The 19,335-nt window shown below is 44.9% G+C and carries 4 protein-coding genes and 1 pseudogene; 3 read left to right on the forward strand and 2 right to left on the reverse strand.

What is annotated here, in order from left to right; all coding sequences use genetic code 11:
* Positions 1 to 61: 61 nt before the first annotated feature.
* Together iolD and PSI14_RS07370 are read right to left on the reverse strand one after the other, a co-directional pair.
* Positions 62 to 2,009 (reverse strand): annotated as a pseudogene (gene iolD / locus PSI14_RS07365) (3D-(3,5/4)-trihydroxycyclohexane-1,2-dione acylhydrolase (decyclizing)).
* A 7-nt stretch (positions 2,010 to 2,016) separates the two neighbouring features.
* Entirely contained in the window at positions 2,017 to 3,528 is a 1,512-nt protein-coding gene (locus tag PSI14_RS07370) for a CoA-acylating methylmalonate-semialdehyde dehydrogenase (RefSeq protein ID WP_273575292.1), read from the reverse strand.
* A 284-nt stretch (positions 3,529 to 3,812) separates the two neighbouring features.
* Here PSI14_RS07370 and PSI14_RS07375 point away from each other — a divergent pair, with 284 nt between their 5' ends.
* The 3 genes from PSI14_RS07375 to PSI14_RS07385 all read left to right on the forward strand — a co-directional run bounded on the left by PSI14_RS07375 (position 3,813) and on the right by PSI14_RS07385 (position 19,311).
* Positions 3,813 to 4,646 carry a MurR/RpiR family transcriptional regulator gene (locus tag PSI14_RS07375; RefSeq protein ID WP_273575293.1) on the forward strand — a complete coding sequence of 278 codons (834 nt, stop codon included), beginning with the start codon at positions 3,813 to 3,815 and terminating at the stop codon, positions 4,644 to 4,646.
* Between the two features lie 500 nt (positions 4,647 to 5,146).
* Positions 5,147 to 6,820 carry a condensation domain-containing protein gene (locus PSI14_RS07380; RefSeq protein ID WP_273575294.1) on the forward strand — a complete coding sequence of 558 codons (1,674 nt, stop codon included), beginning with the start codon at positions 5,147 to 5,149 and terminating at the stop codon, positions 6,818 to 6,820.
* An 890-nt stretch (positions 6,821 to 7,710) separates the two neighbouring features.
* Positions 7,711 to 19,311: a non-ribosomal peptide synthetase gene (locus PSI14_RS07385; RefSeq protein WP_273575296.1), complete on the forward strand. Its 11,601-nt coding sequence runs from the start codon at positions 7,711 to 7,713 to the stop codon at positions 19,309 to 19,311.
* Positions 19,312 to 19,335: the final 24 nt, after the last annotated feature.

The raw sequence follows: 19,335 nt of genomic DNA on the forward strand, positions 1-19,335 counted from the left end.
CGTACATACAGTATGTGAGGTTTTTGAGCACAGCCCTGATTCAATAGATACCCAGTACTGGTTAATACTGACGTACTTTTTCCTCCACGTATGCCCTGATTTTTTCTGCTGATGCAGTAATTTTAGGATTATCAGCAAGCTGCGCGGTTCCTGTTCTCCACCATGACTCATAATCATGGGTCATCGTTTTGGGCAGTACTTTTATATCGATCAATGTCGCACATGGCTGCTTCTGTGCATCCTGCAAAGCTGCTATCAATTGTTGCTCATTATGCACCCGATAGCTTTTGCAACCGTAACTTTCCGCATTCTTGGCAAAATCCACGGGTATCAAAGCGCCATCCAATTTGCCATTTTGCTGATTGCGATAACGATTTTCCGTGGCAAAACTTCCCATACCTTGACTCATCTGCAAGTTATTGATGCAGCCGAATCCTGCATTATCAAACAACAGCACAGTGATCTTAATGTTTTCCTGAATAGCTGTTTGTAATTCGCTGTTCAACATCAGATATGAACCATCACCAACCATTGCGTAAACGGGTTGTTCTGGACAAGCGAGTTTTGCCCCCAGAGATGCGGCAATTTCATATCCCATACAGGAATAGCCATACTCAAGGTGATAAGTATCAGGCACTTTAGGCTGCCAGACACGCTGCAAATCTCCCGGCAGAGACCCGCAGCCCCTACAATGATGGCGTTGGGTTCCAGATACTGATCCAGCAAGCCAAGCACACGGGTTTGGGTCAGATGAGTTTGCAGTGTTTCACTGTATTCTTCCAGTTTATCGTCCAGATGCCCTGTAATTTCTGGCTTGCATCCGGCCTGATACTGAATAGAAAACAAGCGTTCTACTTCCTGCTGCCAAGCGGCTTTCACCTGTGCAATTTCTTGCTGCCACTCTGAACACCATGCTGTTTTCGACAGTTCCTGTGCAATGGCATCCAGCCCTTCTCTAGCATCCGCCAGCACACCTACGGCATCCAGTTTACAGGCATCAAATTCCGCTACATTGATGGTAAGGAACTCGACTTCCAGGTGTTGGAACAGGGATTTTGAAGCCGTTGTGAAATCGGTAAAACGTGTGCCAACACCAATAATCAAATCGGCTTCCTTGGCAAGCTGATTTGCCGCCAAACAACCTGTCGTACCAATTCCGCCACAATTCAGCGGATGGGCTGCCACAACTGCACTTTTTCCCGCCTGAGTTTCAGCAAACGGGATATTGAATGTTTCAGCAAAATGACGAAAAACCGTATGAGCTTCGGAGTAACGTACTCCGCCACCACAAATCAACAACGGTTTTTTCTTGCGATGAATCAGTGCGATTGCCTCTTGAACCCGTACCAGAGAAGCGGGACGGCGCTCAATCCGGTGAACTCGTTTTTGGAAGAAGTGAGCCGGATAATCCCATATTTCACCCTGAACATCTTGTGGAAGACAAATTGTGACAGCGCCAGTATCTGCCGGATCAGTCAATACTCGCATGGAGTGGATCATGGCTGTCATTAATTGCTCCGGCCGGGAAATGCGATCCCAATAAGGGATACTGGCCGGAAACAATCATTGGTACTGATGGTGCCATCACCATATTGTTCAACTTGCTGCAAAACCGGATCAGTCTGGCGACAAGCGAAGGTATCTCCCGGCAATAACAACAATGGAATACGGTTCACCGTTGCAGTTGCGGCAGCCGTTACCATATTGGCCGCTCCGGGGCCAACAGAAGAGGTTACGGCAAAAATCTGCTGACGTTTTTTCTGTTTGGCAAACCCCGTTGCAATATGTGCCATTCCCTGTTCATTGCAGCCTTGATAAACGCGAAGGTGTCCCGGTTCCTGCTCCAATGCCTGCTCTAATCCCAGCACATTACCGTGACCAAATATCGTGAAAACACCCCGAATAAAAGGATACTCTTCCCCATCAATATTAAGATATTGCTGGTTAAGGAATTTGACCAAGGCCTGGGCCATCGTCATTTTCTTCGTATTTGTTGATCTGTTTTTCATGAAATAGCTACTCCATCGTTGGCATCACAAAATGGCTATCATGATGTTCCAAACGTACGCTGGCAGGCCAACAGCTGGTGACGGTTTTCATGCGGGTATAAAAGCGTACACCATCATTTCCATATACATTTAATGGCCCAAAAATAGAACGCTTCCAGCCACCGAAACTATGAAATGCCATTGGCACTGGAATAGGAATATTTACCCCAACCATACCAGCTTGCACGTCTTCACTGAATTGGCGGGCCGTTTCGCCATCACGGGTAAAAATTGCCGCCCCGTTGCCATATTCATGGTGATTAACTAATTTCAATGCAGTGTCATAGTCAGGTACGCGGACAACAGTAAGGACAGGGCCGAAGATCTCTTCTTTATAAATTTTCATGTCTGGCGTGACATAATCAAACAATGTCGGTCCCACAAAATAACCATTTTCATAACCTGCTACCTGATATCCTCGTCCATCCACCAGCAATTTTGCGCCCTGCTCTACGCCACTACGAATATAGTCACAGATTTTTGCCTTATGCTGCGGGGAAATCACTGGTCCCATGTCGTTTTCTTTTCCTTCGGTAATGCCAATACCAACAGACATATGGCCGATTTGATGTTGGAGCTTTTCTACTAATTTGTCTGCAATCTCATCCCCAACCGCCAGTACAACAGACAATGCCATACAGCGTTCTCCTGCTGCACCAAAAGCCGCCCCCATGATAGCATTCGCGGCCATATCCATATCCGCGTCCGGCATCAAGACACTGTGGTTCTTCGCACCACCCAATGCCTGACAACGCTTGCCATGCACTGATGCTGTGGCATAGACATATTCCGCAATCGGGGTTGAGCCGACAAAACTCACCGTCTGAATGCGAGGATCGGTCAGCAGCACATCAACCGCCTCTTTATCCCCTTGCACAACATTGAACACGCCATCCGGCAAACCGGCTTGCTGCAATAATTTCGCCAGTTCAATCGAAAGAGATGGATCTTTTTCAGATGGTTTCAGGACAAAGGTATTTCCCGTCGCCAATGCAATGGGAAACATCCACATTGGCACCATCGCAGGAAAGTTAAATGGTGTGATGCCAGCACAGACGCCCAATGGTTGCATCAGGGAGTGGCTATCAACTCCCATCCCTACATTGGCAGAGTGTTCCCCTTTTTGCAGGTGAGGTATCCCACAGGCAAATTCGACCACTTCAAGGCCGCGCGTCAATTCCCCCACAGCATCGGAATAAATTTTTCCATGTTCCTCAGAAATCAGCCTTGCCAACCTATCTTGGTTTTCTTCAAGTAATGATTTGAATTTGAATAAGATCCGGGCACGTTTCAATGGAGAGGTTTTTGACCATTCTTTAAAGGCCAGATGGGCAGATTCAATGGCCTGCCCAGTCTCATGAACTGTGCTCAAGGCAACCTGTCGAATTTTCTGCCCTGTGGCTGGATTGAAAATGAGTGAAATACGATCACTTTGACTATCAACAAGTTGCCCGCCAATAAAATTTTTAATCTGTTCCATTCTGAGCCTCTCTAAATACAATTGTGATTGAACTAATTACGATTGAACTAGCAAGTTACGATTGAATTACAAGCGTGAATCATGGTGATACACATATATGAAATACATATTTCATTTTCAATTGAATTTGGAATACTCTTTAATTAATGTGATCAACACGCTATTTTTATGCAATTACATTCATTACACAGCGGCAACTTGCGAGCATCTTCGCCTGCATCAAGCATAATTGCCTGAGGATGAATAAATTATCCATTTCATTACAATTTCTTTATGGGGGCATGATGTCTGCTGCGTCTAATCTGAATGAACTTCAAGAACAAGTACAATCCCGTTATGGTGAATTAAGTAAGCGATTACAACAAGTTGCAAGATATGTACTGGATAATACCAATAGTGTCGCATTTGATACTGTCGCCGTTATTGCAAAAGAGGCCAATGTTCCACCTTCTACATTGATCCGCTTTGCCAATGCCTTTAATTTCAGTGGATTCAATGAAATGAAACAACTGTTTCGCATAAATTTGGTGGAAGAAACAGCCAGTTATACTGATCGGGCACGACTGTTCAAAGAACTGGATAGTGATCATCAAATACCGGAAGAGCCTCAACATATTTTGCAGGAATTTGCCCATTCCAATGCTCAGGCCATGCTGCAACTCGCAGCCCGCACATCCGTAGAAGATTTGAATAAAGCCGTGAGTTTACTGGCGAATGCCCACAATATTTATATTATCGGCCTGCGCCGTTCTTTCAGTGTCGCGTCATATCTTGCCTATGCCCTCAGTCATCTGGAATGCCGTCCCCTGCTAATCGATGGTTTAGGTGGTATGTTCCGCGAGCAAATGAATATGATTGGCCCTAAAGATGTCGTGGTATCTATCAGTTTTACACCGTATGCCGAAGAAACGGTGATGGTCAGTGAAAAAGCCGCACAAGCAGGTGCGAAGCAAATTGTGATTACTGATAGCCAAATTAGCCCACTCGCCAGTTTCAGTGATGTTTGCTTTGTGGTGAAGGAAGCGCAGGTTGATGCATTCCGCTCTCAGTCTGCAACCTTGTGTTTGGCGCAATCATTGACGGTAGCACTGGCGTATCGGCAGGGAGATGCAAGATAAAAACTTATCCATAAAAACCCGAAATAAATGTAGCGTGTGATCTTTATGGCAATAATGCAATAAAGATCACACTAATCATGTTCGAAACTATTAAATAACTGCCATTAAAACTCCAGTTCTTAATATTTTATAAAGGTTGACTAATTTAAAATAATATTTAATTGCTTCCAATCTATCGGTATAGTCATTCAAATGAATAGTTTAATAATGACACAACTTCATCAATGAAAATAATTATTATAATCAATGTATTAACAGAAAAAACCATTCCTCTGCCAAACAAAATAATCAGACTATTGAAATCTAAAATGTCATGCAATAATGACATTTAATATCAAAAAGTTACTTCTTACAATAGTGATTATTCATCCAATAAACTTCATTGTTGTAATTGATTTAAATAACCGTTTTTCACCTAACAAAAATACAGGCTGAGCATGCTTAAAAAGCATAGATCAAGCTGTATTAAATATAATTTAGAATCATAGCGGAGTATTCACATGGATAAGATTCTCGCTTCTCCATTTATTCAGTTCTTTTGGAAGTCATGGGCTATTGAACCTCACTCATCTACATTTAATATCGTTATAGAACAGATCATTAAGGGAAGTTTAGATGAAGGTAAATTAAAAGGGGCTCTACAAGAATTTATTAATCTTTATCCTTTTTTCAAATATCGAATTGAAGAAAAAAATAATGAGTTATATTGGGTCTCTGATTCAGATGAACCATATCTCGTTGAATTTACTTATCTTTCTAATGATGAAGAACAATTGAATCAATTTGCCTTACGACCATTTGACCTCATAAAAGGGCCATTGATTCGATTTGGTTTACTCAAAGAGGCAGATCAACAATATCAATTATTCATAGTACTGCACCACATCACTGGTGATGCGCAGGGTTTAGAAGAATTTTTTCACAATATATCTGATCTGTACAACCAACGTCCTCTGCGTCATTCCCCAATGACTTTGCAACAAGTGTCAGAGAAATTTGAACGAGATCACCAACTATTAAAATTATTGAGCAAATATAATCCAGAAGAATACTGGAAAAAATGCCTGTCGGATGTAACTACCAGTAATCCATTGCCCTATCTGTCTCAACAAGCGATAGGTAAGCCTGAATTACCTAATGAATTTCGTTTCAACTTGCCATTAGAAGATTGGAAGAATCTCACACAATCTTTACATCCTTATAAGCCATTCCTGGTGTTTAAAACGTTGTGGGCAACATTAGTCGCCCAATATATTCCATCCGGTAAAGTTCATCTCATCTATCCCATAGCAGCCCCTGAAGGAACATCTCTTTCGCTTGGAGCCCAAATCAATGCAGTCGTTTTTCCTCTGCGTTTGCATAATACAGACAATTTTAACTCTCTCTATCAAGCTACGTTGAACTATAGCGCATCATTGAAAGCCCAGCCTGATCTGCGTTTTTCAAATTTACCTATATTTCAGTCGGTGCCTCTTAATATCGTAAATCAGCTCAACGTCGGTATCAATCAGGCTAGTTTTAAAGACATCAGTCTGGAATTAGATGGTTGTGAAGTTAATTACGGTCATCGTTTCAATAATGACTTAGCCGTTACAGAGTGGATATTGGAATATCATCTGGAAAAGGATCATTGGGCTTTTCGCATCCGCTATCATCCTAATCTTTTCCATGCAAAACAAATCAGAGCGTTGGGTGAACAATTCCAGCAATTGCTAGTGAATGCCTTGACCAATCCCGAAACCCCGATATCACAACTTCCTTTACTAACTCCTGAGCAGACACAGACAGTACTGGAATACGGTAATCCACACCAATCAGGCGATACAGAAGCAAAACGACACAACAGTCTAACGGCTGATTTGATACGCACACATTATCAACAGGCAATCGGGCAATCAAAATCCGTTGAGACTGAAATATCAAACGTTCAGGCTTATGTGCTGAATGAACGATTACAGTTAGTGCCAATGGGGTTAAGTGGTGAACTGTATCTCTCAGGGCCAGAACTGGACAATAACTGTTTAGAAAAATCAGCCTTGGTTGCCAATCCGTTTGTTCAACAGACCAATGATAAGTGGCTCTACCGTACCGGCGAGCAAGTATGTTGGCTACCAAATGGAGAACTGGAATATCGGGGTGCAAAGTGCTGCGATTCACTGAAAGAAGCAAGTTAAGCTAACACCCTGTGAAGCAACGGCGTGATCGTGATATTTATAGACATACTGATCACGCCAAATGATTACTTCACGCTAAGTTACGACTGTATCAAGCAGAAAAATTATTATAGACCCGATATTATTTTACCCTCCTAATTTTGTAACTCAATGTTATATTTACATCTAAATACAATCCCATCAATTTTTTATTATCAATATATATTATAAAATTATCTATATATTTAAATATTTTATGATTCTCGTATTATTTAAAATGATATTTATTTAATTTTAGCGTGAAAGTATCTTTTAAAGACAAACTGTTTCACAGAGAATAATAACTACCAATTAAGATAATTATTGGTAACTAATTTTTATTTCTCTTTTCCGGCATTCACTCCGCAACGTAGGATAATCAAAATCGTGAAATTAAAGCACTTCGTAAAATTAAAGCACTAAACATTGATAAATATCATTTTAATTTTAACCAAATGTTGCTAGCAGAAATAATCGTTTCTTCATGAGTTCAATAGCTGCCTGCAATTCAGAAAAAATTTAAAGATATATATCACGATGCCAAAATATTTCTATGCCAAGTAAACTCGAAAAATATTGAAGCAGACGCAGCCGAAATATAGAAAATCCATATAAAAAACAAAGAGAAAAAGAGACTTACTCCCAAATAACAATGGGATGCATGTGTTTCAAAAACAGAATAATTACTCAATTAAAAATATCGATAACAACAATAAATAACAATATTCGCTAGCCAGTCAATCCAGGCATAAAGGCTAGATAAGGTATTTCTTTTCCAATGTGTCACCAGGATTGATTCAAAAAACGCTCGCCTGATTTTTGCTCAGAGAAGCACATTTTTATTTAACCCTAGATCCGAAGGAAATATTCGTATGGATAACATTTTGGCCTCTCCATTTACCTATTTGTTTTGGAATGAATGGACTCTCGATCCTGATTCATTTAAGTACAATATGGTTATTGACCAAACCATTCATGGAGATTTGGATACAAATAGATTAAGTCGGTCGTTACAGGAATTGGTAAATCAATATCCTCTATTGAAATCTCGGCTGGAGGAAGAAAGTGGTGAATTATATTGGAAACCCTGCCCTAATTACGAAAACCCTCTAATAATTTTTGATAGTGAAGAAAATATTCGAAAATTCACCTTATTGCCATTTGATTTAAAACAAGGGCCACTCATCCGGTTCGGATTATTTCAGCAGGCAACACAGCAATTTCAACTGGTTATGGTATTGCACCATATAGTGGTGGATGGTGAGAGCACAGAAGAGTTTTATCACGCTATATCCGATCTCTATAATCAGCGGCCACTGCGTCATTCCCCGCTGACGCAAGAGCAAATTGCAGAAAAGTTCGCGCAATATCACAGACAAGTAGAAATATTGGAGGAACATCATCCCGAACAATTCTGGAAAACCTGTCTGGATGGTATGCATGCCAACAACTCCTTGCCCTATTTATCAATAAAAACAAAACCATCAGTAAAAACAGATGATGAGCAGGAGTTGACCGGAGAATTTCGTTTCAACCTGCCGTTGAATGAGTGGCAACAGCTCAAGCGCTCTCTGCGGCACGGCATCCCCTTCCTTATATTCAAAACATTGTGGGCAGCATTGATTGCGCAATATTCCCCTGATAAGAAAGCGCATATCAGTTATCCCCTTGCGCTGACAGGCAGTGAATCTCTCTCACTGGGCGCGCAAATAAATACCGCCATCTTCCCCCTCCGGTTGGATGACACCGCCAGTTTTGCTTCGCTCTATCAGCAAACACTAAATTATACTTCATCGCTGAAAGCAGCTCCTGGCCTGCGTTTCTCATCCTGGCCGATTTTTCAAGTTCTCCGCTCTACCCCTGTTTGTCAGTTGAATGTGACGCTATCTCAAGCCCATCTCAAAGATATTTGTCTGGAGCTGGAGGGTTGCGAAGTTCATTACAATCACCGTTTCAACAATGATCTGGCTAATTCAGAATTAGTGTTGGAATATCAACAACAAGATGATCAATGGTCTTTCCGCATTCGCTATCTGCCCGACCGTTTTCACCCAACCCAAATCGCAGTATTGGGGGAACAGTTCCAGCAATTGCTGGTGAATGCCCTGACGCATCCTGAAACACCACTGCAACAATTTCCTTTTCTGCCCCCTAATCAAAGCAGAGCATTATTGGAATTCGGGAATCAAGGGAAACAGATAGATATCCACGCAAAAACTCTTCATGAAAGTTTTCAGCAGCAGGCGAAACGATATCCGCAACGCGTTGCCTTGATTGATAATCAGCAACAATTGAGTTATGCGGAACTGGAACAACGCAGCAACCAATTAGCCCACCTGATACAAGAACGCTATCAACAGGCAACAGGGCAATCATTGTCCCCTGATACCTTACTGCCTATTTGCCTGAACCGCGGGGTTGATATGGTGATCGCCATGCTGGCGATAATAAAGGCAGGCGCGGCCTATCTGCCTCTTGATCCACAAATACCGTCCCAACGATTGGCCTATATTCTGGCAGACAGTCAATCTCGGTTGGTAATTACACAACTGGCGCATCAAACCAAATTGAACGACCATGGGCAGGATTTGGCTCTACTGTCATTAGACAATCCCAAGGATAATTATCATAACCAACCAGACTATGCTCCTGAATCTGCCGCAGGGTCACGTTCGTTGGCCTATTGTATTTATACTTCTGGAACAACTGGCCGTCCAAAAGGAACCTTGTTAGAACATCGCGGTGTTTTGACTATGCTTGCTGGTCAATATGCTGTTCTCAACAAAGATCTTGGAATGCCTCAATGTTGGTTGCAGTTCGCTTCCGTGGCATTTGATGCTCATGTGTTCGAAACGTTCATCACTTTGTGTTTTGGTCATACTTTGGTAATTGCTTCAGAAGAAGAACGTCATGATCTCGACCTATTGATAAAATTAATCGAACAATATCAGGTTGAAGGCGCTATTTTTCCACCGACTCTACTGAAAACAAAACCAGAATTGCCTGTAAAGTTACAAACCATTCTGGTCGGCGGCGAATCAACTCCACAAGCCATTTTGGATCACTATGCAATGCAGGGGCGGCGGGTGTTCAATGCTTATGGGCCGACTGAAGCCAGTGTGTGTGTTGCCATGCATCATTATCGAGAGTGTGGAGGTAACGAGCGCAATATTGGGCAACTGCTTCTGGGTGTTCATGCCTATGTGTTGGATGAACAGTTGCAATTAGTACCGATGGGAGTAGGTGGCGAACTGTATCTTTCCGGCACAGTGTTAGCCAGAGAATATCTGGGACAACCTGAGTTAACGGCAAAAGCCTTCATCGCCAATCCGTTTACCCAGCATGCCGATGATCAACGACTCTACCGCACCGGTGATCAGGCACGTTGGTTACCGAGTGGAGAACTGGAATATCTGGGACGCAAAGATTTTCAGGTAAAAATCCGCGGTCATCGGGTTGAGTTGACTGAAATCGAACAGGCGTTTATTGCGGCATCGGGGCTGAGTCAATGTACTGTGCAAGTGCGTGGTCAAAAGAATCACTCACAAATCGTGATCTACTATGTGTCAGACATCACCCTGAGCGAAGATAATCTCCGTCGCACATTACAGCTTTCCCTGCCGGATTACATGATGCCCTCTGCATTCGTGCAGTTGGAAACCCTGCCAATGACCATCAATGGCAAGTTGGATACAGCGGCGTTACCAGAACCTGATTTCAAACAGAGCCACCACTTTTATCGTGCTGCAAACACGGAACTGGAGCACAAGCTACAAACTATCTGGCAGCATATTCTGGGGCAGGATGAAGTTGGCATTGATGATGACTTTTTCCATCTGGGAGGGGACTCTATTTCCGTCATCCGCCTAATTTCAGAAATGCGCCGCCAGCAGTTGCCATGCAGCACCAAGCTATTACATCAATGCCGTACCATTGCCAAACTGGCAACACAGTTGGCAGAGACAACCGAAACTCAGATACAGCCTGCCGAACAGGGAATATTACAGGGGGATTTTCCTCTGCATCCTATTCAACATTGGTTCTTTGAACAGGAATTCACTCAATCTAACCATTGGAATCAGGCTTTCTTGATTCGGGTTCCGCCTTTGCTGCCACAGAAATTAGAAACCGCAATTCAGGCATTGGCAGAACGACACGATATGCTACGGACTCGCTTTCTCTCTGTTGAACGCCAATGTTATCTGGATATTACACAGGTGCCACCAACAGCATTAAAAATTTGTCATTATGATCAATTGAGCGAGAGCGAGTTCAATCATCGTCTGGATTCCTGGCAAAGTGATTTCGATATCGCCAATGGTCCATTGTGGCGTTTTGCTTATATTGATGGCTATCCAGATGGTTCAGCACGTATTTATTGTGCCCTGCATCACCTGATTGTTGATGCCGTCTCATGGCGTATTCTGCTGGATGATTTGAAACAGCTTTATCATGGTGAAGCTTTCGATCATAGCGAAGCTTTCGATCATAGTAAAATTCTCGGCCCTAAGACAGCCAGCTATCGGCAATGGCAAACGGCCCTGACGGAACAAATTCCTCACTTTGAGTCTCGACATGAATTCTGGCAACAACAATGTGTATCGCAATATGATTATCGGCTGCTGCTGGATACCTGCGAGACGCGACAATATTTGTGGCAAACTTTGCCATCCGCAGCCAGTACCCGTCTGCTGAATGTAACCAGTGGCACCGACAAACGCGGTTCCGATAAACACAGTTCCATCAAACATAGCCCCAATGAGGTATTACTGACTGCGCTGCTGCATACTCTGAGCCATGTCAGCGGGATATCAAACCACACGCTGCTACTGGAAGGACATGGTCGCCAACTCCCATCAGTACAATTGGATGTTGGCCGTACTGTTGGCTGGTTTACTGCACTGTATCCCCTGCATTTTTCTGTCGGTAGTGAAAAAGCAAATGGTGAAAAAACAAATGGTGAAAAAAAGATTTCTTTGCCACAAGTTCAGGCTACCCTCGCCAACGTACCGGATTCAGGTATTTCATACGGTACTCTGCGCAGCGGATTATCCTTGCCTTATCCGGCAGTCGTATTCAATTATTTGGGACAGTTACAGACAAATGAAAGTGATTGGCAAATCACGGCTGAAACGGCTGGTCAGACGATTCATCCAAATAATAATGGTGATACTGATTTGCTTACCCTTAATGTCTGGTTTATCGGTCAAGCGCTGCATTATCGCTGGGATGGTTTACTGAGCCAGACACAGCTTGTCCATTTGGATCACCACTTCCAGACTGAGTTGATGCGATTAATCGATAATGTCACCTCTTCTTCCGATATTATCCTGAAAGAAACGGACCATGGGATTGATCCGGCTTTACTGGCGCGGCTGCCGGCAGGGTTGGAGCCGGTTTGGGTCTATGCGGCCAACAGTCTGCAACAGGGGTTCATCCATCATCACCTGAGCCATCCACATAATTCAACCTATCACTTTCAGTTTATCCTGGATTACACACAACCTATCGAACCCCGCCATTACCGCAAAGCTTGGCTATGTGCACAACAAAAGTATCCTATATTGCGCACGGGTTTTGACTGGCAGGATCAGCCTCAGCAAATTGTGTTCCAGCATGCTGAATTGTCCTGGCAATACCATGATCTGAGTACTCACGCCACACCAGAACAAGCATTGGTTGAACTTAGCCAACAACAAAACAGTCAGCCATTCGACCTGCATCAACCAGAGCTGATGCGCGTTTGTCTGGTTAAGCTGGCAGCAGACCGATACAGCCTGATTCATACCAGTCACCATATTATTATTGATGGCTGGAGTAATCAGATCTTGCTGGAATACGTTCACCATACTTATCAACAACTGCAAGCAGGTCAGTCTCCAGATATCCACATTGATACAGCCTATCTGGCTACACAGCGTTATTACGCCAGTCAAGCGGAAGAGTGCCGGAATCACTGGCAGCAATACACTACCCAGCATTGGGAGAGTACCGATATTTCCCTGTTGTTGAATGCCCCTGATACTGGCACATCAGAAGCCCAAGCTACAGCGTATCACACATTACCCCATGCCGTTGCCCTCTCTTTGCAGGAAACCGCCCGCAATCATGGCCTGACACTCAATGTCATGTTGCAGTTCGCTTGGCACAAATTACTGCACCTGTTTAGCCAACAAACTCAAACTATTATTGGCATTACCTTGTCTGGCCGAAATCATCCTGTCGCAGGAATAGAAAATAGCGTCGGCCTATTTATCAATACATTACCCTTGGCGATGGATTGGGAGCCACAACTGACTTGCCTGCAACAGCTTCGTACCCTTCATCAGCGCATGATTGATTTGGATGCATACAGTTACCAGCCTCTGGCAGAATTGCCATTCAGTGGTGAAAAACTGTTCCAGACACTCTTTGTTTATGAAAACTATCCCACAACAGAATTGGATACCATGCAGGCCAGTGTAAGGACTGCCAAGGGCGAGACTGACTACCCACTAAACCTGATTGCAGAAGGTGATGTAGAACAAGGCCTGAAGTTTTCTCTGGCTTACAAACCCAGTTGCCTGAATGCAGAACGGGCCAATGCTATTTTGGAAATGTTAAGCGTATTGCTGGCTCGCCTGCCTTCTCATCTCCATTATCCGCACCAACAGTTATCGGCACTGAGTGACAACAAGCGCAGACAACTCTTAGAAGAGTGGGCTTTTGTTGCACCAGAATCAGAAACATGGGAACCCAGTACCCTGCATGGCTTACTGGAAAAACAAACACGACTGACACCACATCATCCCGCATTAATGGATGACCAACGGACGTTGAGCTATCAAGAGTTGGACGATATTTCATCACGTTATGCGGCTCAGCTTCGTGCTATATACCGCCAGCGTTTCCAGCGTGAACTGGCTTCCGGGGAACTGATTGGCCTGTGCTGCAAGCGCAGCATTGATATGATTGTCGCTTTATTGACCATTCTAAAAGCCGGTGCGGCATATGTACCGATGGATCCCAAATCACCAACAGAACGGCTGGATTACATCTTACAAGACAGCAAAATGCGATTGGTACTGACTGAGCCGGATCTGGCATCTTTATTTGAACGCCCTAACCTGCAACAGCTTTACCTGAGCGAATTGGCCGATACAGAAAATACTGACAATATACCGTCGTTTCTACCACAGGTTGAACCAGAACAATTGGCTTATGTGATTTACACCTCTGGCACAACCGGAAAACCGAAGGGAACACTGATAGAGCACCGCGGCCCTGCAAACATGGCACGCAGTCTGCTATCCAGAATAGGATTGGGATCGGCGCAACCGGGCCTTCGCTTCCTGCAATTTTCTTCCCTTGTATTTGATGCCCACTTGATGGAGAGTTTCCCGGCATTTGTCGGCGGTCACACTCTGGTCGTGGCATCTGACACACAGCGTTATGATTTGCAGGAACTGCAAACGATGTTGCAAAAGAGGCAAGTGAATTACGCGATGCTGCCACCCCCTTTACTCAAACTCAAACCAACATTGCCGGATAGTCTGCAATGGCTGTTAGTCGGTGGCGAAGCGGTGTCTCAGGATGTTCTGGATCACTATGCTGATCAGGGACGCAATGTGTTTAACTGTTACGGCCCAACCGAAGCCAGTGTTTGTTCCACCACTAACCCCTATCGTTACAATGGTGCGACCAATATTGGCAAGCCGTTGGCTAAGGATGGCGTCTATGTGCTGGATACCAATCTGCAACCACAGCCTGTCGGCGTACCGGGTGAGTTATTCCTGTCAGGTATAGGATTGTCGCGCGGTTATCTGAATCAACCCGCATTGAGCCAAGAAAAATTCATTGCCAATCCTTACCAGCAACACACAGATCATTCACGCTTATATCGCACTGGCGATGTTGTTCGCTGGCTGGAAGAAGGCTCATTGGAATACCTCGGTCGTAACGACAGTCAGGTAAAAATTCGCGGGCATCGAATTGAGCTTGGGGAAATTGAAAGTGTACTCGCCACTGTATCTGGTGTTGATCAGGCGGTCGCAATCATTCATGGTAAAGAGTCCCCCCGAATCGTTTGTTACTACACCTCAGCCAGTGGCGTAGAATCCGCGGAAATCCGTAAATTTCTGGCACAAAAGTTACCTAACTATATGCAGCCCAGTGCCTTGATTCCGTTGCCTCTCATTCCCATGACTATCAATGGCAAACTGGATCGCCGCAAGTTCCCTGCACCGACCTTTACTGATTTACAGCAGGGATATTCCCCCGCAGAAACACCGTTGCAACAGCAATGTTGCGATATCTGGGCAGAATTACTGCCATCTGAGCGGATCGGTATAGACGATAACTTTTTCCAACTGGGTGGCAATTCCATCATGGCGATTCAGCTGAGTAACCGTCTCAGTCAGGCATTACAACGTCAGATACCATTAGCCGCATTGAATCGACACCCCACCATCAGATCACTGTGCTCTTTCCTGTCAAACCACTCAAGCCACATTGAACAGCTTGACGAAATACCAAAAGCGGATTTGCAGCGCAGCATCCTGTCTTTTTCACAAATGCGGCTCTGGTTCGTTGAAACGCTGATGCAGGAAAGTCACGTCTATCATATCCCGCTCCTATTCAGTCTGCGGGCCGATACCCAAATAGAGAGTTTTATCCGTAGCCTGCAAGCCGTCGTCTGCCGTCATCAGGTATTGCGCTGTACTTTTGTGCAGGGTGATTTAGTGCAAGATGATTTAATGCAAGATGATTTAATGCAAAGTGATTTAGTGCAGGAGGATAAAGAGGCATTTTTCCTGCAAGCCCATGATGAAGCGTTGCAGGTTCCCCGTGCGGAAGTGCAGGCCGATGCATGGTCCGATTTCTTGCATCAGGAAATTTTCCGGGCCTTTGATTTGCGCCGCGAGTATCCCATTAGGGCCAAACTACTGCAACGGATTGAGGCAGATGGGGACATCTCCTATTTCTGTCTGATCAACATTCACCACATCAGCTTTGACGGCTGGTCGCTGAATGTATTGTTGAGGGAACTGGCCGAATTTTACATCGCAGAATTGAACCAACGTCCACCAGCATTAGCACCGCTGTCTATTCAATATATGGATTATGCCACCTGGCAGCAGCAATTGCTGTCCAGCGATAAACTAGAACCGTTAAAACAGTTCTGGCTACAACAGTTGCAGCACTGCCCTCAATTGGAACTACCCTGTGACTACCCACGCCCTAACATTTTTGACCACCGTGGGCACACGGTTACTTTTTCCATCGCGCCACACTTGAGTCATCAACTGCGACAATTGGCACGCCAATTGGGTGTCACCCTACATGCGGTGTTGTTGACTGGGGTTAATTTCCTGTTGGTCAGATACTGCGGTCAGCATGATATTATTGTCGGCAACCCGATTGCCAATCGCTCACATCCACAGTTAGAACCCCTGATTGGCATGTTCGTCAATATGTTGGTACTGCGTAATCAAATCACGACAGATTGGAGTGTGACGGAGCAAATCCGGCAGGTATTCGGCAACACTATCGCCAGCCAGCAGCATCAGGATATGCCTTTCGAGAAACTGGTTGAGTCACTGAACTTGAAACGTGATTTGTCACGCCATCCGCTATTTCAGGTCTCTTTTTCCCTGGAACAAAAAGCGAACGTTCTTGATGACAATGCCCCCTTCGTTATGCAAAATCTGGTGGATTTGTATGATGTTGCCAAATTTGACCTCGGCTTCTATTTTGAAGACGGTGATGAAGCACTGTCTGGCAATATTAACTATGCCACCGCACTGTTTGCACCAGACACCATTGATGGGATGATCAAACACTTACAGAATATATTGATGCAGATGGTGGCACATCCTGAGCAATTGGTGAAAAGCATCAGCCTGTACTCACCGGAAGAGCGAATCGCATTATTGAAACCGCCAATGGAAATGCAGGATCCAGCTCTCTACCACCACCCGCTGTATCAGGGAATCCTCGATTGGGCTGAGCAACACCCGAATGATATCGCGTTAATTGATGCCATCGGTCAATGCAGCTACGCACAATTGCTCCAGTCTGCACAAAGATTGGCGGCGCAAATTCATCAACATCCTCGCAACCAATCTGAACTAATTGCGGTTCAGGTCAGCAAGGGTCGGGCGCAAATCATCACTGTTCTGGCAATTCTCCTGACGGGACGGGCTTATGTGCCGATGGATGTATCCTGGCCTCACTCGCGTTGCCAGAAGATCATTGAAAAAACTGGAACCCAGTTGATGATCAGCAGCAAATCATGGACAACAGACACCTGTGAAACCATCCAAATTACTCCTGATGGATGTGCATTGCTCCTGCCAGCACCTGCGCCCATGTCACTTCCTGTTCCTATTCACTGTGACAGTCTGGCTTATGTGATTTTCACTTCTGGATCGACAGGAATACCGAAAGGTGTTGCTATCCGGCATGACACCGCGAATAACACCTTGATAGACATCAACCGTAAACTCAACGTTGTGCGGGGGGATACTTTGCTGGCGCTCAATGCCCTATGCTTTGATCTGTCCGTTTATGACATCTTCGGCGTTTTAGGTGTGGGTGGGAGATTGGTTATTCCTACTGAGGATCAACGATACCAACCTGACGCCTTATTGTCCCTGATCCGTGAACACAACGTTACTATCTGGAATGCGGCTCCCGCGTTGTTCGAGCTTTTATTACAAGAAGTGGAAGCATTACAGGAAGTAGAAGCATTACAGGAAGTAGAAGCATTACAAGAAGTAGAAGCATTACAAGAAGTAGAAACATTAGTTGCAATGGACAGAGTGTTGTTATCCGGTGATTGGATACCTGTAAACCATGTACAACGTTGCCGCGATTGGCTTCCTAACTGCCGTATATTCAGCGGCGGTGGTGTTACCGAAGCCTCAGTCTGGTCGATTTTATTCGAAGTGCCACAAAGTGCCAGCTATAACCAGAGCATTCCTTATGGCAAAGCATTAGCCAATCAAGCCTTCCTGATCTTGGATAATGATCTGGAACCTGTACCGGCCCATGCCATCGGTGAAATGTATATCAGTGGAGTCGGATTGGCGATAGGTTACTACCAAGATCCGATTCGCACAGAAGAACGCTTCATCCAACACCCGATAAGTGGTGAACGCCTGTATCGCACAGGCGATTTAGGCCGCTGGCTGCCAGATGGCAATATCGAATTCTTAGGCCGGATGGATAGTCAGGTTAAAATCAATGGTTATCGGGTTGAGCTGGGAGAGATTGAAAACACACTGATGGAAGTGGAGGAGATCCGCCAATGTGCGTTGGTCAAAGTGAGTGGTTCATCTGATAGTCTGGCCGCGTATTATGTCAGTGATGTGCCGCTTGATGAAACTGGCTTGCGCCAACGCCTTGCCCAAACACTACCACCGTATATGGTGCCGGCTGTATTGGTGCAGATGCCGGAATTGCCGCTGAATGCCAGTGGCAAGATCGACCGTAAGCAACTGTCGGCACTCCATCACTTCGCGCCAAAACAGCTTCACTATCAAGCACCACAAACCGAGCAAGAACAGCAACTTTGCCAGCTCTGGCAGCAAAAACTAGGGGTGGATCATATTGGCGTGAGTGATGACTTTTTTGAATGTGGGGGCACCTCTATTCTGGCAATTCCTGTCTGCCAACAGATGTCCGCCATACTGGGACAGTCGATCCCTGTGATGGAATTGTTCAAGCAACGCAATATCTGTGGCATTCTGGACAGTCTGGAATACCAATTGATACAGCCATTGAACAAGAAAACAGCTCAGGAAACCTTGTGGATGATCCATCCAGCGATGGCAGGATGTGAAGTTTATCTGGATATCGCCAAAACACTGGAAGGGCAACTGCATTGTCTGGGAGTCGATAATTACAATCTGTACCACCGACCGTTAATCACGTCATTGCATGACATTGCCCGCTTCTATCTGGAGCAAATGGAACACTATCAGCCATTGACTCAAGGCCCTGTGCATATTTTGGGTTGGTCAATGGGAGGACTGATTGCGCTGGAAATTGCCGCCCAACTGGAAGCCAAAGGGGTTACTGATATCCATCTCTATCTGCTGGACAGTTTCTATCGGGTCAGCTTAAGCTCCATGCACCCAAGCTGGCGGCAAACGTTACTGCATGAGTTGGGGCTTGAAGGTGATGCCGCAGCACGGGCACTGGAAGCCGGCCCTGCGGATGATGGCATTTGCCAGAGTGACATTTCCCAACGCTTGCAACATAGCCAAGTCACCCTGTTCAAAGCCACCCGACTACCGAAATTTCATTCCCAGTTAAATAAACACGGAACGATATCGGCAGCCGAGGCAATGTATGCCAATGACAACCATATCGGGCAAGCTTGCCAGCATCTGTCTATCATTCCACTGCTTTGCGATCACCACGATATTATCGAGCAGAAATCACAGATTATTGAGCGTATTGAGGGAGTGTTAGAACTGGCTGATTAAGTCAATTTTAGTAAGTCTTTAGTA

The sequence above is a fragment of the Xenorhabdus anantnagensis genome, assembly GCF_028598555.1.
GTDB classification, from domain to species: Bacteria; Pseudomonadota; Gammaproteobacteria; order Enterobacterales; family Enterobacteriaceae; genus Xenorhabdus; species Xenorhabdus anantnagensis.